The sequence below is a fragment of the Nitrobacter sp. MLSD-S21 genome, assembly GCF_058809865.1.
Genome location: NZ_JBXASZ010000005.1, coordinates 186,398 through 211,938 on the forward strand (window position 1 = coordinate 186,398; position 25,541 = coordinate 211,938).

Below are 25,541 nucleotides of genomic sequence, written 5' to 3' on the forward strand. Positions count from 1 at the left end.
CGGCCGAGGCCTGATCATGATGGATCTACGGCTAGAGCCTTTCCCGCTTCTGATGAAATCAGAAGCGGTGCTCTATGATTTTGATCTGACGCGTCACGCAAACCCGGCATCCACTTCGCTAGAAACACCATAAGTCAGCCCGGCGTTTCATCACTTCATCAGCGCGCGAACCTCGTCGCGCAGCGCCTGACGCGAGCCGTCGTGCGAATAGAACATGTGGCCGCCGGGATAGACCACAAACTTGCCCCGGTCGCGCGAGCCGAAGGTCGGTAATTGATCGAGGCGGATCTGGGAGGCGAGATAAGGTGTCGCCAGATCAAACAATCCATGTGCGACAAGCAGCTTGAATTTTGCGTCCGCAGCAAGCAGTTCGCGGATGTCAGACGTCGACTCGACGGACGACCGGCTCTTGCCGAAATCCCATTCCCGGTTGACGCTGCGGCTGAGCAGTTCATAGGAGCCCGCCGGCCGCCAGTTCAGCTTGTGTGCATAGAGTTCGAACGCCGCCGATGTCAGCGCGGATAGCAGCGGCTCCTCCGAAGGGTCGTTGAAGTCGCTGGCGCTTGATTCCGGGTAGGGGTCGAACCCCAGCACCGAGGCATCATAGCGTCCGGTTACCTTGCCGCTGCTGCGGTCGAAGGCGCGGCGGAATTCGCTGACGTCGAATCGCCCGGCGAGGCGGCGGCTCTCCGCCTGATCGATTCCCGTCAGTGACGCGAAGCGGTCGGCAAGCCGCCGCGTGGCTTCCGCATCGGCCTGTCCCTTGACGAGATCGGTCAGGAAGTCACCCCGTGCATAGGCTTCAACGTCGGCCATGTCCGCGCGGGTCAGCGTTCTGTCCTTCTCCTTTTCCCGTGCAACCGCCGCCATGCTCGGCAGGCTTGCCACGAACCGGGTCAACCCCGCGCCCAACACGTCGCCGAAGTCAAGCGCCGGGGAGATCAGAATCAGCCCCTTGACGGCGACGCCCTGCCGGGTCAGCAGGTTACGGGCGATCTTCGGTCCGCGAATGCCGCCATAGCTTTCGCCGGTGATGAATTTCGGCGACTGCATCCGGTCGGCTTTCTCCAGCCAGCGCCGGATCACCAGAGCAATCGAGTCCACGTCGCCATCGACTGTGAGGAAGCGTTTTCGTGCGTCGTCCCCGTGCGCCACCATGCGGCTGTAGCCGGTGCCCAACGGATCGATGAAAACGAGATCGGTGAAGTCGAGCCAGGTTTCCGCGTTCGGCTCCAGCGGCATTGGAATGGAAGGGCTGGTGATCGCGCGGTCCATCGGGATGCGCCAGGGGCCGTTGCTGCCGAATTGCAGCCACGCCGAAGAGGCGCCGGGACCACCGTTGAAAACAAAGGTCACCGGGCGGCTGCGGGAATCGGCGCCGTCGAGTTGATAGGCTGTGGTGGCGATGTCCGCTTGCGGTTCGCCTTTGTCGTTAAAAATACGAATAGTGCCCGCCGTTGCGGCGAAGGCCAACGTCCGGCCCGGTAGGACGAGCTTATGCCTGGTGGTCGAATCCGGCGGCAACCGGCGATTGTCGGCGGTTGCGGCAGGCCGGTCGCCGCCGTCCCGAGGGTCGGCGGGCGTGGTTTCTGCATGGTGCGATGGCGCGTCGGACGCCCCCTCGCGCGTGTAAGCGGCAGAAGGAGCCAGTATCGCCAGCAACATCGCTCCCGCGCATAACTCGCGGGTCATCAGACGGCGCATCTCTCCTCCTGTTCTCGGCGGTTGAGCGGTAAGCCGAACATTGATTATCGAGCGTCCTTAAAAACTATGGCGGGCACGGGACCGCATGGAAGCCGCAGGACGCCACGTTTGTCAGGATGAATCAACGGCTTGGAGCGGCAGTTCGGGGCCGTTCCGGCTTGCGTCAACCGCACGCATCCTTTATCCGATGGGACGCCTCGCGTGGCTGGCGGCTTTGTATTGCGTCTGTCGTGTTTCGGCTGGCGGGGTGGTCCGGAAGATCGCTTCATTTTCGCTGCGATCTTTTTTCAAGCGAGTTTCCGAACCCACACCATTTACGACAATCACGAGTTGCCGGTGCCCTTCGAATTCGAGGTTCGTTACCGAAGGCGCTGTCGAGACACGCCCCACTTTTGCAAGGAATTTCCGCGGAAATGACCAACGTTGTCGTCGTCGGCGCCCAATGGGGCGACGAGGGAAAGGGCAAGATCGTCGACTGGCTGTCGGAGCAGGCGGATATCGTCGTTCGCTTCCAGGGTGGCCATAATGCTGGTCATACGCTCGTTATCGACGGAAATACCTATAAGCTGGCATTGCTGCCCTCGGGGGTCGTCCGCTCGTCGAAGCTGTCGATCATCGGCAATGGTGTCGTGTTCGATCCGCAAGCCTTCGTCAACGAGGTCGAGAAGCTGAAGGGGCAGGGCGTCAAAATCGGCCCCGACAACCTGCGCGTTGCCGAGAACGTCACGCTGATCCTGCCGCTGCATCGCGAACTGGACAGCTTGCGCGAGAATGCAAGCGCGGCGACAGCGATCGGTACCACCCAGCGCGGCATCGGTCCGGCCTATGAGGACAAGGTCGGCCGCCGCGCCATCCGCCTGATGGACCTCGCCGACCCGCAGACGCTGCCGCACAAGATCGAGCGGCTGCTCACCCATCACAACGCGCTGCGCCGCGGCCACGGTATCGCGGAAGTGGATAGCGGCGCGCTGTTGAAGGAGCTCGCCGCAATTGCGCCGCGTGTGCTGCCCTATGCTGACAGCGTGTGGAATCTGCTCGATCACAAGCGCCGCGAAGGCAAGCGCATCCTGTTTGAAGGCGCTCAAGGCGCGTTGCTGGACGTCGATCACGGCACCTACCCTTACGTCACCTCCTCCAACACTGTTGCAGCCCAGGCGGCCACGGGCACCGGCATGGGACCGAGCGCGCTCGGCTACGTACTCGGTATCTGCAAGGCCTACACGACGCGTGTCGGCCAAGGGCCGTTCCCGACCGAACTCACGGACGAAATCGGCGAAACGATCGGTCAGCGCGGCAAGGAATTCGGCGTCAACACCGGGCGTAAACGGCGTTGCGGCTGGTTCGACGCCATGCTGGTACGGCAGACCGTGCGTACCAGCGGCATACATGGCCTTGCACTGACCAAACTCGATATTCTTGACGGCTTTGACACGATCCAAGTCTGCACTGGCTACCGTCTCGACGGCAAGGACATCGACCATCTGCCGGCCGGAGAGGGGGCGCAGGCTCGCATCGAGCCAGTTTATGAAACGATCGAGGGCTGGAAGGAGCCGACGGCCAACGCGCGTTCATGGGCGGCCTTGCCGGCTCAAGCCATCAAATATGTTCGCCGGATTGAGGAACTGGTGGGGTGTCCGGTCGCTCTGTTGTCTACTAGCCCCGAGCGCGAAGACACCATTTTAGTTCAGAACCCTTTCGAGGCTTAACGGGGTGTTACGGGAATGCGTTCAAGGTTAATGTTCGTGCATTGAGGAGACATGGCTGATTATTACCCGCTGATCGCACGCGCTATCTCTGGACTGGACGTCAACGCGCCCGGCGAGCAGCGGCGCGCGCTCTACGAGCGGGCAAGGACGGCTCTGATCGCTCAGCTCCGCGGCGTCGAGCCGCCTTTAAGCGAGTCCGAGATCACCCGCGAGCGGTTGGCGCTGGAAGAGGCTGTGCGCAAGGTCGAGTCCGAGGCTGCCCAACGCGCTCGCGAGGCCTCGCGTAGTGGTGGTTCGCGCTCCGGCGATGCTTTCCGTGCCGCGACGCGCGCTGCGATGAAGTCGCAGGACCCGGCTGCCCCGCCGTCAGCCCGCTCGCGCGTCAACGCGACACCCCAACCGCGCAATCTGCGCGCTGACTCACCCCCATCTGATCCACCCTCATCCGCCAATCCGCCGCCGTCTTGGCGACCTCCCGGGCCGCCGATCCCAATACAGGATGAGCCGCCGCCTGCCCGCGAGCGGCAAAGCCAGGGGCAGCCGCGCCGCAATCTCGAGCCCGATCGCCCGCCGCCGCCGGTTCCGGGTTTTCGAGACGTTACCGCGGATGCTGACGATCTCGGCCGCGCCGCGGCGCAAGCCAATCGCTCGGCCCGCCGCACCTATGCCAATGTGCGATCACAGTCACCCGAATTCGACCGGCTTGAGCCGAGCCTTGAGAATCGCGGTGCGTTCGAGGGAGCGTACCCTTCCAATGAATCGTCCTTCGGCGGTGCCGTGGACGACCAACCGCCGCCCCTGCCGCGTTCGTGGCCGCAGCCTGGTCGCGACAGACCGAAGCGCGTGTTCGGCGGCGGCTTTCCGCTCAAGACTGCGATCGCGGTCGGCCTGGTGTTGATCCTCGCCGGAGCTGGAATTGTCTGGGGTCCGAATGCGGTTTCGGCCGTGCGCGGGCTGTTCGATTCCTCAAACCAAACTGCCGAGGTTGCGAAGCCGGCCACGCCGGGACTGAAGCCGAAGATCGCTGATCGGGTCGGTCAGCCTTCGTTATCCGAAACGATTGCGCCGGTGGCGCAGCGCGTCGTGCTGTATGACGAGGATCCGTCGGATCCCAAGGGCAAGCAGTATGTCGGCTCGGTGGTGTGGCGCACCGAAGAAGTGAAGGGCGCGGCTGGTAACACGCCGGAGATTGCGGTGCGCGCCGAGATCGAAGTCCCCGAACGTAAGTTCAAGATGACGATGTCGTTCCGCCGCAACACCGATACCTCGCTGCCCGCCAGTCATACGGCAGAGCTGACCTTTGTGTTGCCGCAGGATTTCGACGGCGGCGGAGTCTCCAACGTCCCCGGCATCCTGATGAAGTCCAACGAACAGTCCCGCGGCACCCCGCTGGCGGGGCTTGCCGTCAAGGTCACCGACGGCTTCTTCCTGGTCGGGCTATCGAACGTCGAGTCCGATCGGGCGCGTAATCTTCAGCTCTTGAAAGAGCGCTCGTGGTTTGACGTGCCGCTGGTCTATACGAATCAACGTCGCGCGATCATCGCCATCGAGAAAGGCGCGCCGGGGGATCGTGCGTTCAACGAGGCTTTCACGGCGTGGGGCGAGTAGCGCTTCTTGGACGGTGACTTTGGCGCTGTTATACACGTGAAGCGTGGTTATTAAGATTCTCTGTCACGTCGGGACATATTCTCTCCGGAAGGTCGCTTTTGATTGAATCAGAGGTGACGAACGCAGGGAATATTCCGCATGACCAGCAGATATCGAAAACGTACCTTTATGCGGTGCGGTCCTCGCCTGCGGGCGAGGCCGTGCTCGCGACATGATGCGACTTGGCCTCGGCGGTCTCCGCTTGGCTCGCCAACGTGCGATGCTCTGGCCCGATCTGCTCGGCCGCGTTGTCGAGCAACTCGCGCAAGTGCGCGACATATTCGGCGCCAAACTTCTGCGGCGGAATCTGACTCATGCAATGCCCCTCCCCATCGACATGATCTCCAAAGTAAAGCCAGTTTCCGATGCGATCATGCAAGACGCTTGAGCAGAGAAAGTGGCGGCGTAATGGGGCGGAGTTGCGTCTTGGGCAGGGAGATGTCAGGGCAGACCGCAGCGTTGTTCCGATACGAAGCCACTGATGATTACATGTGAGCAACGAATGATGGAATGATGTGCGAAGGCGCCACGATGGAACAGGAGACCTCATCACGATCGTGCGCGACCGCGTGACGTAGCTTGCGAAAATTGCCGGGAGAGCCCATGTGAAAGCCATGAGATCCACGCCGAACGACGATTTTTATTTCCGCGACACCTCCCGATCCCGGGGATCGGCACGTGCAAAGATCATCGATCAGGACGGTCGTGAAATTCCTGCGGGCGCCGATGGTTTCGAGGCCGGCGCATTCGGGGCATTTAAGCAAGGCGCCGCGGCATCCGGCGGTTTTGAATTCATCGCGGCATTTCAGCCGCTCACCCGCGAGCAGCGGTTGGCACGGCTGGACGCGATCGCGAAGCTGCTTGACGTTGCTTTCGTCGTTCCAGGAACGAACATCCGCTACGGCATCGATGGCTTGATCGGGCTGGTGCCGGTGATCGGCGACGTCATAACCACGGCGTTCTCACTATGGCTTGTGCGAGAAGCGCGGGCGCTTGGTGCGCCCTGGCACATCACCGCGCGGATGTTGAGCAACGTCGCGGTTGACGGGGTGGTCGGATTGGTGCCCGTGGCCGGCGATGCCTTCGACGTGATGTTTCGCGCCAACGTGCGCAACGTGCGGATGTTCAGGCGCTGGCTCGAGCGGCAGCCACGTTAGAGCACGAGCCCGACTCGAAGCGCCGCGCGAACGCACAGAGGAAACCGGTCCTGAGAAGATCCGTGCTTAGTCAAAACATCAAAACGAGAGCCCGATTCAATTCCGTTTGAGTCAGGTGAATCAGACTCCGGGGTCTGATTCACCAATCTTCACGCAGCGTCCTTCGAAGCGCTTGTTTCCGCGGATGCCGTCTCGGATTCGCGGCGAGGCAGCGGAAAATCGCGGCTGTCATAGAGCGAGCGGATACCGTTCTGATCGAAGCGAGCTTCGTCCACCTGAAGATACGCGCCGTTCAGTGAGTCGGCCGGTAATTCCTCGATTGCGAAACGTACGGCGTCGGCCGCGGTATCGAAACGGCGGTAGGTAAAACCGGCACGCCTTTTCTTGCGAACCGCGGCGGGAAACAGTTCGGCGGATTTCTTGAAGCTGAAGGCCATGGCGGAACCTCTACAAATTCGTGTACGCAACGGATCAATGCACTGGCACCGGCCACCCCTGGCCGCTGAGCATCGGCATGTCATGATGAACAGTTATATAGGTGCGCGGGGTAGAAATTGCGACCTTTTAAGGCCGGGATAATGAATCCGGGGTCCAAAACCAGAATTTCGATAAAAAGCTCGGCAATCTACTAAGATGGCCCCGGGGCGAGCTGTTTATTCGCCCCGTCGGGGTCAGATTGGAGTGTCCACCCACAGCTGGGACCCATCGTGGCGCGAGAAGGGTGGAATTCGAGGTAGTCGCCGCCGCTATTTCGGCTCGAGTTTAACGGCGGCCGAATTAATGCAGTAACGCAAACCGGTGGGTCCAGGACCGTCATTGAAGACATGGCCGAGATGACCGCTGCATCTCGAGCAAAGCACCTCGGTTCGGATCATGCCGTGGCTGGTGTCGTGCTCCTCATCAATATGGCTTTTGACCGCAGGCGCGGTGAAGCTCGGCCAGCCGCACCCCGAATCGAACTTGGCGTCGGATTCGAACAGCGTCTGCCCGCATCCGGCGCAGACATAGGTACCTGTGCGGCGCTCGTGTTCGTATTCGCCGGAGAACGGCTGCTCGGTCGCCTTCTCGCGCAGAACCGCATATTGCATCGGCGTCAGTTCCTTGCGCCATTCGCTGTCGCTCTTCGTGATTTTGGCTGGCATTGTCCTGCTGTCTGGCATGACTCCTCCTCTGTTTTTCAGTTCGTGTTCCTGGCGTTGCCGACCAGCGTTGGCTTCTGGAGATAGTTGGGTGCGAAAACCTTCTGCAAATTTCGGATCTTCGGAAGGTCATGAGATGCAATATAGGGTTGGTCGGGATGCAGCGTCAGGTAATCCTGATGATAGGTCTCGGCCGGAAAAAATCCCTGCAGCGTTCCAACCCTGGTCACGATCGGCTTGTTGTAGACCCTGGCGGCGTTGAGTTGGGCGATATAGGTATCAGCGACTTTCTTCTGCTCGTCGTTGAGCGCGAAAATCTCCGAGCGATATTGTGTGCCGGTGTCCGGCCCCTGGCGGTTGAGCTGGGTCGGATCGTGCGCCACCGAGAAGAATATTTGCAGTATTTTTCCGTAGTTGATCCGCTTCGGATCGAACTTGATCTCGACCGATTCCGCGTGTCCCGTGGTGCCAGTGCTCACCAGTTCGTATTCGGCGGTTTTCCTCGCGCCGCCGGCATAACCCGAGACCGCGTTGACCACGCCGGCGGTGTGCTGGAACACCCCCTGCACGCCCCAGAAGCAGCCGCCGGCGATGACCGCGGTCTGGATGCCGTCGGCAGCCTTCACATCCAGGGCCGGCGGCGGAATGATCACGGCGTCTTCGGCGCGGGATGCTCCGGAAAGGAGCCCCGACAGCGCAACTGCGCCAACGACAGTAGCGGCGACGAAGGCATTACGGCCGAACGGATTGCGGGTCATGCGTGAGTCCTTGGCACGGTTGAAAGGTATGCCGCACAACAGCGCCGCTTTCGCAGCATACGCGTTCAAGATACTTGGAGATGGCCGGTTTGGTTACTGGTCGTTATGTCTTGGCAGGCCACGAATCCGTGAGCGGCGTCCTTTGGGTGATGGCCGGCGGTATAGCGCTTTCGAGCGAAGTGGATACCGGTTCGCGTGAAAGGCTCCAACGCGGGAAGCAGGCACGACTCGCTTCTTCGCTACAGCTACTTGAAGCGCGGCCGTTTTGCGTCGGCTCGGCGGAAACGCACCCCCTCCTTGTCGCCAAGACGCGTTGCGACATAGCCGGCTTCGATGCAGGCTTCACGTTGCGGCATCCGTTCCTTCGCCGCACGTGTCGTATCCCACCACGACGCGCGCTGCGCCGCTCGCGGGAGATCGTCTTCGATAATTTGCTCGATCTGCGCGAAGCTCAGGACGAATTCGGTCTGCGTCTGTTGTTTCAGGTAATCGCGCAACGCATCGTAGTTCGGCACCTTATTACGTCCTGAGATATTTCTTCATTTCCGCGCGCAGGCCCTCGCGAAGGTCGGGGCGCGCCATCCCGTAAGCGATATTGGCGCGCAGGAAACCCGCTCGCGAGCCGCAGTCGTGGCGCTCGCCAGCGAATTCGAGGCCATGGAAGGCTTGCGATTTCGACAGGCCGATCATGGCGTCGGTGAGCTGGATTTCGCCGCCGGCGCCGCGTTCCTGGCTTCCGAGAATTTCGAAGATCTCAGGCTGGAGAATGTAGCGCCCGGTGATGGAAAGGTTAGAGGGGGCTGTGCCCTTCGGCGGCTTCTCCACCATACCCTCGATCTCGAAGGTATTGCCACTGCGCTTGCCGACGCCGCAGATCCCGTAATTGTGGGTCATGTCGTCGGGCACCGCTTCCACCGCGACAATGTTGGATTTTGGTCCGAGATTCTCCGCGGCCTGCATCATTTGCTTGAGGCAGCCCGGCGTGTTCAGCACCAGTTCGTCCGGCAGCACCACCGCGAAAGGCTCCGCGCCGACGATGTCGCGGGCGCACCACACCGCGTGGCCAAGCCCGAGCGGCGCCTGTTGTCGGGTAAAACTCACCGCGCCCGCTTCGGCCTGGAATTGAGCCAGCAGATCCATCTCGGTCTTTTTGCCGCGCGCCTTCAGCGTTTCGTCCAGTTCGAACTGGCGGTCGAAATGATCCTCGATTGCGCTCTTGTTGCGGCCGGTCACGAACACGAAATGCTCGATGCCGGCTTCCCTGGCTTCGTCGAACACGTATTGGATCAACGGCCGATCGACAATCGTGAGCATTTCTTTCGGCATGGCCTTGGTGGCAGGAAGAACGCGGGTGCCGAGGCCGGCAACCGGAAAAACGGCTTTGCGGATTTTCATATCGATTCTGTGGGTTGTTTTGCAGGCGGGATGATACGATCAGTTGATACGTTGTTAGCCGGTTTTGCAGCTGGGAACAAAGATGGATATGTGGTTGCTGCCGGTGGCCCTGTGGGGAAGCATCATAAGATGCGGTGAATGTGTTCCTCTGTTCCCGGTCAGGTGCTCTGCCCTTCAAGCGGAGTTCCGTCGGCACATGAACCGATTAGGTTCAAGCTGCGGCCGACTGTCCCCGGCAGGCAGGAAAAAGATACGCTGTTAAGCCGATGGAAACCGTGACAGGGGCCTCCTGAGATCATGATACTCCATCAAATATAGGTCAGATAAAGGTCCGGAATGGTTGCGATTGTGATGCAAGGATGGATGCGCGGAATAGGTATGGCGGCCGTTTTAGCGCTTGCAGTGCTTGTGCCGCCAGGCGAGGCGCGCGCCCAGGCATCGAATGGCAACGGCATCCAGGGTTTTCTTGACAACCTTTTCACCGGGTCGGTCGAGAATGGCGGGCAGGGCGCGTCCCTGCCGCCGCGCGGCGGATCGGAGCAGCTTCAGCCCACCCCGAAGCAGGCCGCAGGTTCGGAGGCGTTGCCCTGGAGCGGCGAGGACGGCGCGTCCGGTCATCCGCTGATGACTGCGAGCGCGATTCGTCAAGCCGCGGCGAATTTCCAGAACTGCGTTGCGGCCATGTGGCCCGATGCGGCGCGACGTCACGTTACGCGTGAAAATTTCGAGCGCTTCACTGCGGGACTGTCGCCCGATCTCCGCATCATGGACCTGATGGACTCGCAGCCGGAATTCACCAAGGCGATCTGGGATTATCTCGATATCCTGGTCAACGATGCGCGGCTCGCGCGTGGCCGCGAAGTCCTCGCGAGCTACAAGCGCCAGTTCGACGCGGCGGAGAAGGCCTATGGTGTTGACCGTTACGCCATCGCGGCGATCTGGGGCATCGAGTCGAATTATTCGACGCGGATAGGTGATCGCAGCGTGCTGCAATCGACTGCGACGCTGGCATGCGTCGGCCGCCGCCAGACATATTTCCGGGACGAGTTTCTGGCCGCGCTTGAGATCCTCAATCGGGGCGATCTGCGGCCGGAGCAGATGCACGGCTCATGGGCGGGCGCGTTCGGCCCGACGCAGTTCATGCCGACGGCATTCAAACGTTACGCGGTTGATGGCGACGGCGATGGCCGACGCGACGTGGTCGACGATCCCGCCGACCTGATCGCATCCACCGCCAACAACCTGAAGAAAGACGGTTGGCAGACCGGCAGGGCTTGGGGTTACGAAGTAGTCGTTCCTAAAAACTTCGACTACATGCTGGCGGACAGCGCCAAAGCGATGACGCTTGCACAGTGGGAGCATCTCGGCATCCGGCGTGCCGGCAACAAGGCGTTCCCGTATTCCTCCGACCGCGCCTATCTGCTTGCGCCCGCTGGCGCTGGGGGACCGGGTTTTCTGATGTTGCAGAATTTCCGGGTCTTCATGAAGTACAACCCGGCGGAGGCCTATGCGCTGGCGATCGGCCACTTTGCCGATCGGTTGCGCGGCGGGGAACCCTTCGTGCAGCCGTGGCCACGGCAGGAGCGGGTGCTATCCCGTGCCGAGCGGCTCGAGTTACAGCAGCTATTGGTCCGGCAGGGCTTTTATCGCGGAACTCCCGACGGCCAGATCGGTAGCCAGACGCGGGAGGCACTGCGCGGCTTTCAGGCTTCAGTCGGGGCGCCTGCCGATGGTTTTGCATCGTCCGACGCGCTGGAACGGTTGCGGCGGCGGTAGGGCCTGGCCGAGCATCAAGGTAATACCCAGGGAATGGCGTACTGCGTACTTGAGGCCGCAAGCTTACACCCCGCTTTTGGCGTGAAAATCGCCCGCTTGCGGCCCGATTTCGTTATTATGGCATTGTCAGGCTTTCCTTTGCGATTGAGCGTATGTCCGGACCCAAATCGCTGCTTCGCCGACTAACCCAACGTGGACCATGGATCGCGCTGGCGGTCGTTGTTGTGACGCTGGCCGCCGCGCCCGCGTCGGCGCAGTTTTTCAACTTCGGTTTTGACCGCCCGGCGTCAGCCCCGGCGCGTCGCGGCGGAGGTGGGGGCGGAGGCTGGTTCGGTTCGGACAATCCTTTCTTCGCACCCTTTCAACAACCGCCGCCAAGGCAACAACAACAGCAGCAGCAGCGGCCAGCCGAAAATAATTCACACGCGCCACCGCCTGAAAAGCGGGACACGGTGCCCGAGCGCAATGTGCTGGTGCTCGGCGATGCCATGGCCGACTGGCTTGCTTATGGCCTCGAGGATGCTCTTAGCGAGACGCCCGACATGGGCGTGATCCGCAAGCATAAGACGGTTTCCGGCCTCATTCGCTATCAGCCGAAGGGCGAGCCAGCGGATTGGGCGGCCGCGGCGAAAGCCATTCTTGCGACCGAAAGACCGGATGCCATCGTGGTGATGCTCGGGTTGCACGATCGCACGTCGATTCGCGAAGTGCCGGAAAAGGACAAGAGCGGCAAGACGGACGACAAAGCGGACGACAAGAAAAAGGCCGATGCTGACAAGAAGGAGGGAGCCAAGAACGACAAGACGGATGAAGCCGCCACCGAGTCCGACGGAAAGCCGGCCGATTCCGAACTATCTCCGGACGAGGCCGTCGGCGATCAGTCCGCCATTGCCAAGGAGAAAAGCGCACGTTCGCCCAACGGAGTTGCCGAGTTCCGCAGCGATCGCTGGGCCGACCTCTACAGCAAAAAGATCGACGAAATGATCACGGTGCTCAAGTCGAAGAGCGTGCCGGTGTTCTGGGTCGCCTTGCCTGCTTTGCGCGGTACAAAATCAACTGCCGAGATGCTGTTCCTCAACTCGCTTTATCGGGATGCTGCGGGTAAGGCGGGTATCACATACGTCGATATCTGGGACGGGTTCGTCGACGAGGCTGGCCGTTATATCCAACAGGGGCCGGATTTCGAAGGTCAGACCCGCCGTCTGCGCTCATACGACGGCGTATTCTTCACCAGGGCGGGCGCGCGCAAGCTCGCCCATTATGTCGAGCGTGAGATCACGCGCGTGCTGGCGGCGCGGTCGGGGCCGGTCGCAATCCCTACTGAGCCTGGTACGCCCGACACCGACATCAAACCGGGGCAGCCGGCGCCGCGTCCGCTGGCTGGACCGATCGTGCCGTTGGTGGCCTCCTCATTCGGGACCGACCAGTTGCTCGGTGGTCCCGGCAGCCGCCCCGCGGCGATCGACGCGCTGGCTGCGCGAACGCTGGTGAGGGGCGAACCGCTATCCGCGCCCGCCGGGCGTGCCGACGATTTCGTCTGGCCGCGGCGCGAGGTCGGCCTTGAACCAGCCAAGGGCGATGTGCCGGTTGCCGGGGCATCGGAGGGTAACAACGCCGCTTCGGCCACGAAGCCGAACAAGCCGCGACCCGTTTCTTCTGCTCAGCAAGCGCAGTCGAACGGATCGTCGGGAGCCCGCGCCTTCCAGCCTGCGCAGGCGGGAAGATCGCAAGCGCCGTCACGTCCGCCTGCTGCTTTCGGACTGCCAGGATTCTTTTCGGATCTGTTCTCGCGATAGTTGCCGAATCGGCCCGACGTTTCGATTCATGACTGCGCTGACAAAAGGAAAGCAATCAGAAGGCAACTATATTTTTTGTTTGATGCGTTGTTTCGCGCACATTCGCTTCATGCGAGCACGATAAGGTTCGCTGCGGTCTTATTCTCCCAGCTGTGCCCTGTAGTCGTCGAGTACGCCTTGCACGCGGTAGCAACTCGTTGCGTCAGGCGTGAAGCTCACCCACTTTTTCTCCGCCTCAACGAACACCTGCGAATTCTTTTTGCCGTGCGCGTCGCCGGTTGCCATGTTTTCCTTGTCGGATTTCGAAAGATAGGGATCGAGCGCTCTCAGAAGATACTCAGCTTGACCGGGCGTAATCAGGTTCTGTTCCTCGCAACGCGCGGCAGCGGCGAAGAATGAGCCGGCGCTAACGGCGACATAGCGGGACATTGCCTGTGCAGGTGCGATCGGAAGGATGACGATCAAGAAAACCACCCAACGCGATGTCGCCACTTCGCCGCCCCCCACTTTGTCATGACAGTAACGTGCGGAGGACGGCGATCAATTCACAGATTGTCACTGTGCACGGTTTACGTTCGGCGTGTGGATGATTGGCGATGCATGCCTACAAATTGGCCAATTCCAAGATGAGATCGGTTGCCGGGGCGGCCTTGATAACGACCAGAAATGATGCCGCCGAATAACAAGCCGCGCGGCTCATCGTGGCAGCGTGGTAGATCCCATAAGCATCTGGTCGATGGCGCGAGCACACAGGCGCCCCTCGCGGATCGCCCATACGACCAGCGATTGGCCGCGGCGCATGTCGCCGGCCGAGAACACTTTTGGTAGCGAGGTTTGAAAGTCCTGCGTATTGGCGCAGACGTTGCCACGCTGGTCGAGGTCGAGGCCGAGCGTCTTGAGCAGACCCTCGTGCACCGGATGCACAAAGCCCATCGCCAGTAGCACGAGATCGGCTTCCAGCGCGAAGTCACTGCCTGCGATCGGCTGAAACTTGCTGTCGACATGTGCGCAGTGCAGCTTGGTCACCTTGCCGTCGATGCCGGAAAATTTCTGAGTCAGGACCGCGTAGTCGCGCTTGGCGCCCTCGGCCTGACTCGACGATGTGCGCATCTTCAAGGGCCAGTTGGGCCAGGTCAGCGCCTTGTTCTCATGCTCCGGCGGCGCCGGCATGATTTCGAGCTGAGTCACCGATTTAGCGCCCTGCCGGAACGAGGTGCCAATGCAGTCCGAGCCGGTGTCGCCGCCGCCAATCACCACCACGTTCTTTCCGGTCGCGAAGATGTCCGGCGCTTCGAACTTTTCGTTGCCATTGCGACGATTCTGCTGCGGCAGGAAATCCATCGCGAAGTGAATGCCGTCGAGATCGCGGCCGGGGATCGGCAGATCGCGTGGCGCTTCCGCGCCGCCAGTCAAAGCCACCGCGTCATAATCTCCGACGAGCTGCGCCGGATCGATCGCGTCGGCCGCGCTGCCGCCGATCGGCTTGCCGTAGTGGAAGATCACGCCCTCGGCCTGCATCTGCGCCAGGCGGCGATCAATGATGTGTTTTTCCATCTTGAAGTCGGGAATGCCGTAGCGCAGCAGCCCGCCGGCCTTCGCGTTCTTCTCGTAGACATGCACTTCGTGGCCGGCGCGCGCGAGCTGCTGCGCGCAAGCAAGGCCGGCCGGGCCGGAGCCGACCACGGCGACTTTCTTGCCGGTCTTTTGCGCCGTGACCTCCGGCTTCAGCCAGCCATTGTCCCAGGCGCGGTCGACGATGGCGCATTCGATCGTCTTGATGGTGACGGGATTGTCGTCGATGTTTAGCGTGCAGGAGGCTTCGCACGGTGCCGGACAAATGCGGCCCGTGAACTCCGGAAAGTTATTGGTGGAGTGAAGCGTTCGCGAGGCCTCCTCCCAATTGCCCTGATAGACGAGGTCGTTGAAGTCGGGGATCTGGTTGTTGACCGGGCAGCCGGATGTGCCCGGCGCGACCGAGCCGGTGCCGTGACAATAGGGGATGCCGCAGTTCATGCAGCGCGCAGCCTGGTCGCGCGTCTCTTTCTCGGATAGCGGGATCACGAACTCCTTGAAGTTCGTCACACGCTCGCTGACCGGCGCATATTTGCGGTCGTTGCGGTCAATCTCGAGAAAACCTGTAATTTTACCCACGGCTGTTCACACTCACGGTAGAAAAAAGGGAAAGAAGTACCAGTAACTAAACCCGATCACTGCACCCAGAACCAACATCCATGGCTCCAGCGACCGTTGACGAGATAAGCTGCGAGAGGCACTGCCAGCGCAACTGTTAACGACAGCAGCCGATGTACGGTCGCGAGTCGCTTTTGCCACGCCATTCAACCTACGCCCCGATCGCGATCTTCGGTTCGGCGTCGGCGTCGGTCTTCATTTCCTTTAGCGCGCGGCGGTATTCCACCGGCATGACCTTGCGGAATTTCGGCAAGTAGGCCTTCCAGTTCGCGAGAATATCTTCGGCGCGTTTCGAGCCGGTGAGCTTGGCGTGGCGCATGATCAGAACGTGCAGCCGCTCGACATCGGAGCTCAGCAGATTCTGGAATACATCGACGCGTCCGTGCGCCTCGAGGTCGCCGCTGTGATGATAGGTGCCGGCATTGATCATCTCTTCCGACAGCACCGGCTCGAGATCGACCATCGCGAGATTGCAGAGCTTCGGGAAATCGCCCGTCTCGTCGAGCACGTAGGCGACGCCGCCGGACATGCCGGCCGCGAAGTTGCGTCCGGTCTTGCCCAGCACGACGACGATGCCGCCGGTCATGTATTCGCAGCAATGATCGCCGGCGCCCTCGACGACCGCGACCGCGCCGGAGTTGCGCACGGCGAAGCGCTCGCCGGCGACGCCTCGGAAGTAGCACTCGCCCTCGATCGCGCCGTACATCACGGTGTTGCCGACGATGATCGACTCTTCCGGGACGATGCCGGAGTTTGCAGGCGGCCGCACGATGATTCGTCCGCCGGAAAGGCCCTTGCCGACATAGTCGTTGCCTTCGCCCTCGAGGTCGAAGGTGATTCCGCGCCCGAGCCACGCTCCGAACGCCTGTCCCGCGGTGCCCTTGAGGTGGACCTGGATGGTGTCGAGTGGCAGGCCGGCATGGCCGTAAATCTTCGCGACAGTGCCTGACAGCATCGCGCCGGCTGAACGGTCGGTGTTGTTGATCGTGGTCTCGATCGTCACTGGTGCGCCACGGTCAAGCGCCGGCTTCGCCTGCGCGATCAGCTTGCGGTCCAGCACCTTGTCGAGGTGATGGTTCTGCTCCTCGGCGTGATAGACCTTCTGACCCGGCGCTTCCTTCTGCCGGTAGAACAGCTTCGAGAAGTCGAGCCCCTTGGCTTTCCAGTGCGTCACCAGCGCGCTCTGATCGAGCATTTGCACCTGGCCGATCATTTCGTCGAAGGTGCGGTAGCCGAGCTCGGCCATGATCTCGCGCACCTCCTCGGCGACAAAGAAGAAGAAGTTGATAACGTGCTCAGGCTGGCCGGTGAAGCGCTTGCGCAGCACCGGATCCTGAGTCGCGACGCCGACCGGACAGGTGTTGAGATGACACTTGCGCATCATGATGCAGCCGGCGGCGATCAGCGGCGCGGTGGCGAAACCGAATTCGTCGGCCCCGAGCAGCGCGCCGATCACGACGTCGCGGCCGGTGCGGAAGCCGCCGTCGACCTGTACGGCGACGCGCGAGCGCAGCTTCTCCCGCACCAGTGTCTGGTGGGTTTCGGCAAGCCCGATCTCCCACGGCGAACCGGCGTGCTTGATCGAGGTTAGCGGCGAGGCGCCGGTGCCGCCCTCGAAGCCGGCGATGGTGACATGATCGGCGCGGGCCTTGGCGACGCCTGCGGCGACCGTGCCGACGCCGATCTCGGAGACGAGCTTCACCGAAACCAGACTGTCCGGATTGACGTTCTTCAGGTCGTAGATGAGCTGTGCGAGGTCCTCGATCGAATAGATGTCGTGATGCGGCGGCGGCGAGATCAGGCCGACGCCCGGCGTTGAGTGACGCACGCGCGCGATGGTCGCGTTGACCTTGTGGCCGGGCAACTGTCCGCCTTCGCCGGGCTTTGCGCCCTGCGCCATCTTGATCTGCATCATATCCGAGTTGACCAGATACTCCGTAGTGACGCCGAAGCGCCCCGAGGCGACCTGTTTGATCGCCGAGCGCATCGAGTCGCCGTTTGGCATCGGCTTGAAGCGGTCGGCTTCCTCGCCTCCTTCGCCGGTGTTCGACCTGCCGCCGATCCGGTTCATCGCGATCGCGAGCGTGGTATGAGCTTCACGCGAGATCGAGCCGAAGCTCATGGCGCCGGTCGCAAAGCGCTTGACGATTTCCTTTGCCGGCTCGACCTCGTCGAGGGCGACGGGTTTGCGCTGGTCGTCTTCCGCGGTTTTGAACCGGAACAGGCCGCGCAGCGTCAGCAGGCGCTCGGACTGTTCATTGAGTGTCTTTGCGAACGCGCGATAGCGCTCCTGCGAATTGCCGCGCACCGCGTGCTGCAGGTTGGATACCGACTCGGCAGTCCATGCGTGATCCTCGCCCCGGGTGCGGTAGGCGTATTCGCCACCGACATCGAGTGCGGTCTTATAGATTTGCACGTCACCGAACGCATCGGCATGACGGCGCACGGTTTCTTCCGCGATTTCGCTGAGGCCTACGCCTTCGATGCGGCTGTGCGTGCCGGCGAAATACTTTGCGATGAATTCGGCCTTCAATCCCACGGCGTCGAAGATCTGCGCGCCGCAATAGGATTGATAGGTCGAGATGCCCATCTTTGACATCACCTTGAGCATGCCCTTGCCGATGGACTTGATGTAACGCTTGACGATTTCCTTGTCGTCAAGGCTGCCTGGCAGGCGTTCCCTCATCGCTATGATGGTCTCGAACGCCAAATAGGGGTTGATCGCCTCCGCGCCGTAACCGGCGAGACAGGCGAAGTGGTGAACTTCGCGCGGTTCGCCGGATTCGATGACGAGGCCGACCGAGGTGCGCAAGCCGACGCGGATCAGATGATGATGCACGGCGGCGCAGGCGAGCAGCGAGGGAATCGGAATCCGGTCGATGCCAATCAGACGGTCGGACAGGATGATGATGTTGACGCCTTCGCGGACTGCGGCTTCTGCGCACGCGCAAAGTGCGTCCAGCACCTGCTCCAGGCCGTCGGCGCCAACGCTGGCGTGGAAGGTGATATCGAGGGTGCGCGAGACGAAGTGCGACTCCGCGACATCGGAGATCGAGCGGATCTTCTCAAGGTCGGCGTCAGTGAGGATCGGCTGCCGCACCTCGAGCCGTTTGGTCGAGGCGAGACCTTCGATATCGAACAGGTTCGGCCGCGGTCCGATGATTGAGACGAGACTCATCACCAGTTCCTCGCGAATGGGGTCGATCGGAGGGTTGGTGACCTGTGCAAAGTTCTGCTTGAAGTAGGTAAAAAGCTGCTTGGGACGGTCGGACAGCGCCGAGATCGGCGTGTCGTTGCCCATCGAGCCCGATGCTTCCTCGCCGATGGACGCCATCGGCGTCAAAAGGATGTTGATATCTTCCTGCGAATAGCCGAATGCCTGCTGACGATCCAGCAACGGCAGGTTCGAACGGGCGGTTTTTGCTGGCGCGTCCGGCAGGTTCTCGACCTGTATTTGGGTGCGGCCAAGCCACGCCCTGTATGGATGGCTGTTCGCCAATGTGGCCTTGATCTCATCGTCAGGAATAAGGCGTCCCTGCTCGAGGTCTACCAGCAGCATTTTGCCTGGCTGTAGCCGCCACTTGGTGATGATTTGATCTTCCGGAATCTTGAGCACGCCCATCTCGGACGCCATCACGATGCGGTCATCGCTGGTGACCAGATAGCGCGCCGGACGCAGGCCATTGCGGTCGAGCGTCGCGCCGATCTGGCGGCCGTCGGTGAAGGCGATCGCCGCCGGACCGTCCCACGGCTCCATCAGTGCCGCATGATATTCATAGAAGGCGCGTCGCTCTTCATCCATCAGGGGATTGCCCGCCCACGCCTCGGGGATCATCATCATGACCGCGTGCACGAGCGAATAGCCGCCCTGCACCAGGAATTCGAGGCTATTGTCGAAACAAGCCGTGTCGGACTGGCCTTCGTAGGAGATCGGCCACAGCCGGCTGATGTCCTTGCCGTACAAATCGGAATGTACCGACGCCTGCCGCGCCGCCATCCAGTTGACGTTACCGCGCAACGTGTTGATCTCGCCGTTGTGCGCGACCATGCGATAGGGATGGGCCAACGACCAGGTGGGAAAGGTGTTGGTGGAGAAGCGCTGATGTACAAGCGCCAATGCTGATTCGAAATCCGGCTCGTGCAGGTCGGGATAGTAGCTGCCGAGCTGGTCGGCGAGAAACATTCCCTTGTAGATCACGGTGCGGCACGACATCGACACCGGATAATAGCCGGCGAGACCGCGCTCGCGGCGTTCGAAGATCGCCTGCGAGATTGACTTGCGCAGGATGTAGAGCCGTCGTTCGAACTCGTCCTCGGTCGCGGCGGTGCCGTTGCGGCCAATGAACACCTGCATGTTGGCAGGTTCGGTCGGCTTCACGGTGTCACCGAGCGAGGAGTTGTTGGTGGGCACCTCGCGCCAGCCGAGCAGGGTCAGGCCTTCGGCCTTGATCTGATCGGCGATGATGCTCCTGATGATCTCGCGCCAGGCGGTCTCGCGCGGCATGAACAGCGCGCCAACGGCGTATTCTCCGGCCCTTGGCAGCGTGAAACCAAGTTCCGTTGCCTTTCGTGCAAAAAAGACGTGCGGAATCTGTACGAGTATGCCCGCTCCGTCTCCGGCGCGCGGATCGGCGCCGACTGCGCCGCGATGTTCGAGGTTGCAAAGAATACTGATCGCGTCGGAAACGATCTGGTGCGACTTCCTGCCTTTGATGTTGGCGATGAAACCGACGCCGCAGGAATCCTTTTCCAGGGCGAGGTCGTAGAAGCCTTCTGCCGGCGGCCGCCAGGTATGTTCATAGACCGCCTGCTGATGCGCAGGTTCAAGCGGTTTCGTAACCGAAGCCGCTGTCAATGGTTCCAGTCCGGTGTTCTCCCGCTCGAACGATGGCGCGCTCATCTTAACTCCAGTACCCTTTCCCGGCCGGGATTTTCCATTCCGAAACGTCATCCGCGTCTTGGCGCCCCGTCGACGGTCGTGGCACCGATCGACAACTTTGGAGCACCACCCATACGCCGAGAGCCGAAGTTTTAGAGTTCAAACCAGGGCGCTCAAATCCCCGGCAGACTATGGCTCGTCATGCCCGACCGCTTCGGAGGACCGCATTTCGCGGCAAGAGCTCTGCCAAGCCGATCGTCGAAACGCCGACAGTCGAGAATTAAGACAGTGTTGCTGTCCTAACTGTGACATTGCCAAATTTTTCTCTAACACACAAGCGTCTGAAAGTCCCTGATTGCGTGGCGGATGTGCGGCACGGCGCCCCGAATTTGCAGCAAACACGCCCTGGTCTCAAGGACTGCCCGATTCGGTGCCGAGATCGCTCCGCGGTGAAGTTGCGCCGGAGCGGCCATTGACGTTCAGGCCCAGGTGCCGGCAACGTCCGAATTCGACTGCCCGACCAGGCGCGGATGACCAAAACGGGTTGTCCACCATCGGCAAAATGCCGGGGCCGCGCAAAAAAAAACGCCCCGGTCTTGCCGGGGCGCTGCGGTTTCTAATGACCCGAGGGTCGAAACGATCAGGCTGCCGCCTTTTCGACCGCCGGTGCGGCGGGCGTGCTGGTCGAGATCGGAATGCTGCGGGGCTTCTTGGCCTCCGGAATCTCGCGAACGAGATCGACATGCAGCAACCCGTTCTCCAGCGAGGCGTTCTTCACCTGAACGTAATCGGCCAGCTGGAATGCGCGTTCGAAGGCGCGGGCCGCGATGCCGCGATACAGCACCTCGGATTTTTCCTTGCCATTCTCATTGGCGACCTTCTCGCCTTTGATCGTCAGCGTGTTTTCCTTCGCGACGATGGAGAGCTCGTTCGGGGCAAAGCCGGAGACAGCGACGCTGATACGGTACGCATTCTCGCCGGTACGCTCGATGTTGTAAGGCGGATAGCCTGGCGCGTCGCCATTGACCTGATCGAGCAGATTGAAGAGCCGGTCAAATCCGACAGTGGAACGGTAAAACGGGGCGAGATCGAAAGTACGCATGGTTCAGTCCTCCATTGAGCGACATCATAAGAACCCGCCCGCCAATCGGGCCGGGCTTTCGTCTGTGTGCAGCCTGATGATCTGTTTCGGACCACTGGTAGCGGCCTGCACGAAAGTGATATGGGAGGGAATTCAGGCACGTTCAAGAGGCGGGGAATACGCCTGCTTCCAGGCGTCCCGCTCTTTCGGGCTTCTTCTCCAGCCGGTTCGGTCATGAGGCTTGTTTCAATCCCCGCAAATCCGGTTCCGGAGAATTGCGTTAGCGGCACCGTGAGAACCTCTGACGGGGTCGAGTTGCGCTTCGCGCGCTGGCCGCCGACGCAAGGGCGTAAGGGGACCGTCTGCGTATTTGCCGGACGCGGCGAGCAGATCGAAAAATATTTCGAGACCGTACGCGACCTGCGCGACCGGGGATTCGCGGTGGCGATGATCGACTGGCGCGGGCAGGGGCATTCGTCGCGGCAGTTGCTCGATCCGCGCAAGGGATACGTGCGCCGTTTCTCCGACTACGAAATCGACGTTCGTGCCTTCGTAAAACAGGTGGTGCTGCCGGATTGTCCGCCGCCATACTTTGCACTGGGGCATTCGATGGGGGGCGCAGTGCTGCTGCGGGTGGCGCGCGCCGGCAAGCGCTGGTTCGACCGCATCGTGCTGTCGGCGCCGATGATTGACCTGCCGGGACATCGCAATTCGCTCCCAGCGCGCGCGCTGTTGCGTGCGATGCGACTATTAGGGCAGGGCGGTCGCTACGTTCCCGGCGGAAGCGACCAACTCACCGGCGTTGCCAGTTTCGTCGGCAATCCCTTGACCAGCGATCCCGTGCGGTTCGCCCGCAATGTCGCAATCCTTGAGGAGGACCCCACGCTGGGAATTGCTTCTCCGACGGTGGCGTGGGCCGATACAGCCTTCCAGACGATGCACGATTTTCGCGTCGCAAGTTACCCGTCACAGATCCGTCAGCCGTTGCTGTTGATCGCGGCCGGCAATGACGCCATCGTCTCCACTCCGGCTATCGAGGAGTTTGCCTACCATCTACGCAGCGGGTTGCACCTCGTCATCGCCGGATCGAAGCATGAAATCCTGCAGGAACAGGGTCGCTACCGTGCCCAGTTCTGGGCCGCCTTCGACGCCTTCGTGCCTGGCACGCCGCTGTTCTAGTGTCCGATTCAACTGCGTGAATCAAACTCTAGCAATTCAGCAACTTCAGCGCGGCCTCGTGGACGCGGCGGTCGCCAGCGGCGACGACACGACCGCCGCCCTGTGCCGGCTTTCCTTCCCATGTTGTGATGACCCCGCCAGCCCCGGTAATGATCGGTATCAACGCCGCGATGTCATAAGGTTTCAGTTCCGTCTCAATGACGAGATCGAGATGGCCCGCGGCCAGCATGCAGTAGGAATAGCAGTCGCCGCCATAGCGGGTCAGCCGCACCTCGGCTTCGACTTTGCTGAATGCTGCGCGATCGTCGGGATTCATCAGGAGGGGACTTGTCGTGAACGAAGTTGCCTCTTGAAGTGATGGGCATCGCCGCACCGCAAGTTTGCGCCCGTCCGACGGTCCTCGATAGCGAGAGGAGCGGTTGTCGCCGCTGAACCGCTCGCCAATGTAGGGTTGATGCATCATGCCGAACACCGGCATTCCACGATGAAGCAGTGCGATCAGCGTGCCCCAGATCGGAAAACCTGCGATAAAGGATTTTGTGCCGTCGATGGGATCCAGCATCCAGACATATTCGGCGTCTTCGTTTTGATTGCCGAATTCCTCGCCGACGACGCCGTGCTCCGGAAAGTTCGCCTGGATCATCCGGCGCATGACGGCTTCGGCCGCTCGATCGGCCTCCGTTACCGGATCGAAGTCGCGACTGGCGCTCTTGTTTTCGACGCCGAGAAGAGTCGTTCTGAAAAATGGCAGGATGGTTTCGCCCGAGGCCGTCGCGAGACGGTCAATAAAGGCGGTAAAGTCAATCACCGTCACGCTATACCTCACCGGGCAATGTTCGGATGCTACGACCCCTAGCTAAGTCGCCTCCTATACATGTCCGGATCGGATATCGCATCGTCTGCCATTCCGTTGCGGCACAGTTTTCCCGCTCTCGCATTATCGCTGCGGGGGCCGGGACTGCATTGATCGTGGATCGGATGTTGCCGCCTTGAACGCTCTGGGTTGATCGGTGAGGATCGTGCCCGAAATCAAATTAAAATATTGAAATTACTTAATAAATTAACAGTTTGAGTCGAGACTCAATGAGCCGGAGAAGACCACATGGATGATGAAACTAGAGCTATTTGAAAGGAAATCGCCCGAAATCTCTTGCATTTTGTGCAGCGCGGTTACATATTGTTGCGGTGCGGTAGTCATCGCGCTATCGCTTGCCCTCCTTGGGCGTTTCCTCCCTAGACTTGGGTCGCTTGTTCGACGAGCGGCCCTTTTTCTTTGCTTCTTTGCGGCGGCTCTGCAAAAGACCATCCAGACTCTCGCCGTTCTCGTCGATCTGAACTTCAGAAACATTTGCAGCTATGGACTGCTGTTGGTCCCGGGTGCCAAGGCAATCTTTCCTTGCGGCACTTCCGAACATTGATTGAACGCCGGGAATCTACTCTGCGGCGGACCGGAAGGAGCCGAGATCGTCGAGCGGGATGGCGGCCAGGGCATCGGCGAGCGTCAGGAAATCCGTTGCAACCTGACGGAAGCGGGGTCCGCGCTCACGCCGCCGTTCGTCCATATAGACCGCTCGGTTGAGTTCGAGCTGAACCGCGTGCAGTCCGCTGGCCGGATTTCCGTAATGTTCGGTGATAAATCCGCCCGCATAGGGCTTGTTGCGGGCGAGCGAGTAGCCGAGGCCTCTCATTACGTCATCGATGACGTTGGGAAGCTGCGGCGCACAACTGGTCTCATAGCGATCACCGATCACGATGTCCGGTCGCTTCGGTTCATCAAGCGAGATTCCGGTCGATGGCATCGAGTGGCAATCCACAAGGATGACCGTTCCGAATGTCTGATGGGCCTTGTGGATCAGCCGCCGCAGCGCGCGATGATAGGGTTTGTAGAGCAGTTCGATCCGGCCGAGCGCATCATCCACGCCAAGACGCTCGCGATAGATTTCCTCGCCGTCGCCGACCACGCGTGGGATAGTGCCGAGACCACCGGCGACCCGCATCGATCGCGTGTTGGCGAAGCTCGGCAGCCGCCCGGTGAACATTCGAGGATCGAGCTCGTAAGGTTCGCGATTTACGTCCACGTAGGAGCGGGGGAAATTGACCCGAACCACCGGAAAGCCGGCATCGGTCAAGCCGCCGATCAATTCATCCATGAATGAATCTTCTGACCGGCGCAGGCCGGCGAGATCGATCCGCGAAGCGGACAGGAATTGCTCCGGATAGACCGAACCGGAATGAGGAGAGTTAAAGATGATGGGGGATCGCCATATCGCCGGCTCAGCGATTTCGAAAGGCGGTTGGTCACCGTCAAACTCGTTCATCGCCAGCGTCGTCCTCGCGCAGCCGCCTGTCGAACTTGTCTGGACAGGCGTTCCTGAATTTGCATTGTCGATAATCACGACCCTTCTGCCAAGCCAAAGTTCGTTTTCACTCCAAATTTACCAGATTTGGCTTATAGTGACTGCTCCTCCAGCCGGGCTCCAATGACCTCCATCATGCACAAAATCCTCCTTGCCGAAGACGACAACGACATGCGCCGGTTTCTGGTCAAGGCGCTGGAGAATGCCGGTTTCAAGGTATCGTCCTATGACAACGGCCTTTCAGCATATCAGAGGCTGCGTGAAGAGCCATTTGAAATGCTTCTCACCGATATCGTAATGCCGGAAATGGACGGCATCGAGCTGGCGCGCCGCGCTTCGGAACTCGATCCCGACATCAAGATCATGTTCATTACTGGCTTTGCGGCCGTCGCGCTGAATTCCGATTCCGAGGCGCCGAAGAACGCCAAGGTGTTGTCCAAACCTGTGCATCTGCGTGAATTGGTCAGCGAAGTGAACAAGATGCTGGCGGCTTGATTCATTATGTCCGCTGATCCTTGCCTGTCCGCGCGGGAGCCGATATAGGACCGGCGACCCCTTTCGGAAGTTTCCGGGCGCGTAGCTCAGCGGGAGAGCACTACCTTGACATGGTAGGGGTCACAGGTTCGATCCCTGTCGCGCCCACCACCCAGTCTGGTATTTCTCACATTTCCAGAGACTAACGAAAAAGGCCCGCTCTTGGCGGGCTTTTCCACACTTTGATCTGCGGAGCCACGGTCTCCGTGACCCGTCTGGGCTGATTTTGGGGCTCTGTCTCTG

The 25,541-nt window shown here is 60.9% G+C and carries 20 protein-coding genes and 1 tRNA gene; 8 read left to right on the forward strand and 13 right to left on the reverse strand.

The window, feature by feature from the left end; genetic code table 11:
- Positions 1 to 150: 150 nt before the first annotated feature.
- Positions 151 to 1,704 (reverse strand): S10 family peptidase, encoded by a 1,554-nt coding sequence (locus AC1RT6_RS15410; protein ID WP_079445894.1) that lies wholly within the window; start codon positions 1,702 to 1,704, stop codon positions 151 to 153.
- 413 nt (positions 1,705 to 2,117) lie between these two features.
- Between AC1RT6_RS15410 and AC1RT6_RS15415 the strand changes: the two genes are divergently transcribed.
- On the forward strand, positions 2,118 to 3,410 hold the full coding sequence (locus tag AC1RT6_RS15415) for an adenylosuccinate synthase (RefSeq protein WP_079445896.1): 1,293 nt from the start codon (positions 2,118 to 2,120) through the stop codon (positions 3,408 to 3,410).
- A 51-nt stretch (positions 3,411 to 3,461) separates the two neighbouring features.
- A complete protein-coding gene (locus AC1RT6_RS15420; RefSeq protein WP_079445897.1) occupies positions 3,462 to 5,018 on the forward strand; it encodes a hypothetical protein in 1,557 nt (518 codons plus the stop codon).
- Between the two features lie 166 nt (positions 5,019 to 5,184).
- On the opposite strand, the gene AC1RT6_RS15425 is transcribed toward AC1RT6_RS15420, so the two are convergent.
- Entirely contained in the window at positions 5,185 to 5,373 is a 189-nt protein-coding gene (locus tag AC1RT6_RS15425) for a hypothetical protein (protein WP_079445898.1), read from the reverse strand.
- Between the two features lie 298 nt (positions 5,374 to 5,671).
- Between AC1RT6_RS15425 and AC1RT6_RS15430 the strand changes: the two genes are divergently transcribed.
- Positions 5,672 to 6,214 (forward strand): DUF4112 domain-containing protein, encoded by a 543-nt coding sequence (locus AC1RT6_RS15430; protein ID WP_079445899.1) that lies wholly within the window; start codon positions 5,672 to 5,674, stop codon positions 6,212 to 6,214.
- A 149-nt stretch (positions 6,215 to 6,363) separates the two neighbouring features.
- Here the strand turns inward: AC1RT6_RS15430 and AC1RT6_RS15435 are convergent, their stop codons facing one another.
- From AC1RT6_RS15435 to AC1RT6_RS15455, 5 genes are all read right to left on the reverse strand, one after another.
- Entirely contained in the window at positions 6,364 to 6,651 is a 288-nt protein-coding gene (locus AC1RT6_RS15435; RefSeq protein WP_079445900.1) for a hypothetical protein, read from the reverse strand.
- A 309-nt stretch (positions 6,652 to 6,960) separates the two neighbouring features.
- Positions 6,961 to 7,374 (reverse strand): peptide-methionine (R)-S-oxide reductase MsrB, encoded by a 414-nt coding sequence (gene msrB, locus AC1RT6_RS15440; protein ID WP_079445901.1) that lies wholly within the window; start codon positions 7,372 to 7,374, stop codon positions 6,961 to 6,963.
- A gap of 17 nt (positions 7,375 to 7,391) precedes the next feature.
- Complete coding sequence (gene msrA / locus AC1RT6_RS15445; RefSeq protein ID WP_472790995.1) at positions 7,392 to 8,111, reverse strand: peptide-methionine (S)-S-oxide reductase MsrA; 720 nt, start codon at positions 8,109 to 8,111, stop codon at positions 7,392 to 7,394.
- Between the two features lie 245 nt (positions 8,112 to 8,356).
- On the reverse strand, positions 8,357 to 8,626 hold the full coding sequence (locus AC1RT6_RS15450; RefSeq protein ID WP_079445902.1) for a DUF7662 domain-containing protein: 270 nt from the start codon (positions 8,624 to 8,626) through the stop codon (positions 8,357 to 8,359).
- 4 nt (positions 8,627 to 8,630) lie between these two features.
- A complete protein-coding gene (locus tag AC1RT6_RS15455) occupies positions 8,631 to 9,506 on the reverse strand; it encodes a UTP--glucose-1-phosphate uridylyltransferase (RefSeq protein WP_079445903.1) in 876 nt (291 codons plus the stop codon).
- A gap of 378 nt (positions 9,507 to 9,884) precedes the next feature.
- Between AC1RT6_RS15455 and AC1RT6_RS15460 the strand changes: the two genes are divergently transcribed.
- Both AC1RT6_RS15460 and AC1RT6_RS15465 read left to right on the forward strand, forming a co-directional pair.
- Positions 9,885 to 11,282, forward strand: coding sequence for a lytic murein transglycosylase (locus tag AC1RT6_RS15460; protein WP_087881105.1), 1,398 nt, complete (start codon positions 9,885 to 9,887; stop codon positions 11,280 to 11,282).
- Between the two features lie 152 nt (positions 11,283 to 11,434).
- Positions 11,435 to 13,078 carry an SGNH/GDSL hydrolase family protein gene (locus AC1RT6_RS15465; RefSeq protein WP_472790994.1) on the forward strand — a complete coding sequence of 548 codons (1,644 nt, stop codon included), beginning with the start codon at positions 11,435 to 11,437 and terminating at the stop codon, positions 13,076 to 13,078.
- 138 nt (positions 13,079 to 13,216) lie between these two features.
- Here AC1RT6_RS15465 and AC1RT6_RS15470 read toward each other — a convergent pair whose 3' ends face one another.
- The 4 genes from AC1RT6_RS15470 to AC1RT6_RS15485 all read right to left on the reverse strand — a co-directional run bounded on the left by AC1RT6_RS15470 (position 13,217) and on the right by AC1RT6_RS15485 (position 21,249).
- Positions 13,217 to 13,570 (reverse strand): hypothetical protein, encoded by a 354-nt coding sequence (locus AC1RT6_RS15470; protein WP_087881109.1) that lies wholly within the window; start codon positions 13,568 to 13,570, stop codon positions 13,217 to 13,219.
- 204 nt (positions 13,571 to 13,774) lie between these two features.
- Entirely contained in the window at positions 13,775 to 15,229 is a 1,455-nt protein-coding gene (locus AC1RT6_RS15475; protein WP_079445905.1) for a glutamate synthase subunit beta, read from the reverse strand.
- Between the two features lie 190 nt (positions 15,230 to 15,419).
- Complete coding sequence (gene gltB / locus AC1RT6_RS15480; protein WP_493029521.1) at positions 15,420 to 20,168, reverse strand: glutamate synthase large subunit; 4,749 nt, start codon at positions 20,166 to 20,168, stop codon at positions 15,420 to 15,422.
- A 619-nt stretch (positions 20,169 to 20,787) separates the two neighbouring features.
- Positions 20,788 to 21,249: an Hsp20 family protein gene (locus tag AC1RT6_RS15485; protein ID WP_079445907.1), complete on the reverse strand. Its 462-nt coding sequence runs from the start codon at positions 21,247 to 21,249 to the stop codon at positions 20,788 to 20,790.
- 213 nt (positions 21,250 to 21,462) lie between these two features.
- On the opposite strand from AC1RT6_RS15485, the gene AC1RT6_RS15490 reads away from it, so the two are divergent.
- The gene (locus AC1RT6_RS15490; RefSeq protein ID WP_079445908.1) at positions 21,463 to 22,407 is read left to right on the forward strand and encodes an alpha/beta hydrolase; all 945 of its coding nucleotides are present in this window, start codon (positions 21,463 to 21,465) and stop codon (positions 22,405 to 22,407) included.
- A 28-nt stretch (positions 22,408 to 22,435) separates the two neighbouring features.
- On the opposite strand, the gene hisN is transcribed toward AC1RT6_RS15490, so the two are convergent.
- Positions 22,436 to 23,221 carry a histidinol-phosphatase gene (gene hisN / locus AC1RT6_RS15495; RefSeq protein ID WP_079445909.1) on the reverse strand — a complete coding sequence of 262 codons (786 nt, stop codon included), beginning with the start codon at positions 23,219 to 23,221 and terminating at the stop codon, positions 22,436 to 22,438.
- Between the two features lie 619 nt (positions 23,222 to 23,840).
- A complete protein-coding gene (locus AC1RT6_RS15500) occupies positions 23,841 to 24,725 on the reverse strand; it encodes an N-formylglutamate amidohydrolase (protein WP_079445924.1) in 885 nt (294 codons plus the stop codon).
- Positions 24,726 to 24,896: 171 nt separating this feature from the next.
- Between AC1RT6_RS15500 and cpdR the strand changes: the two genes are divergently transcribed.
- Positions 24,897 to 25,259 carry a cell cycle two-component system response regulator CpdR gene (cpdR, locus tag AC1RT6_RS15505; protein ID WP_274533938.1) on the forward strand — a complete coding sequence of 121 codons (363 nt, stop codon included), beginning with the start codon at positions 24,897 to 24,899 and terminating at the stop codon, positions 25,257 to 25,259.
- A gap of 75 nt (positions 25,260 to 25,334) precedes the next feature.
- Positions 25,335 to 25,409, forward strand: a tRNA-Val gene (locus tag AC1RT6_RS15510).
- Positions 25,410 to 25,541: the final 132 nt, after the last annotated feature.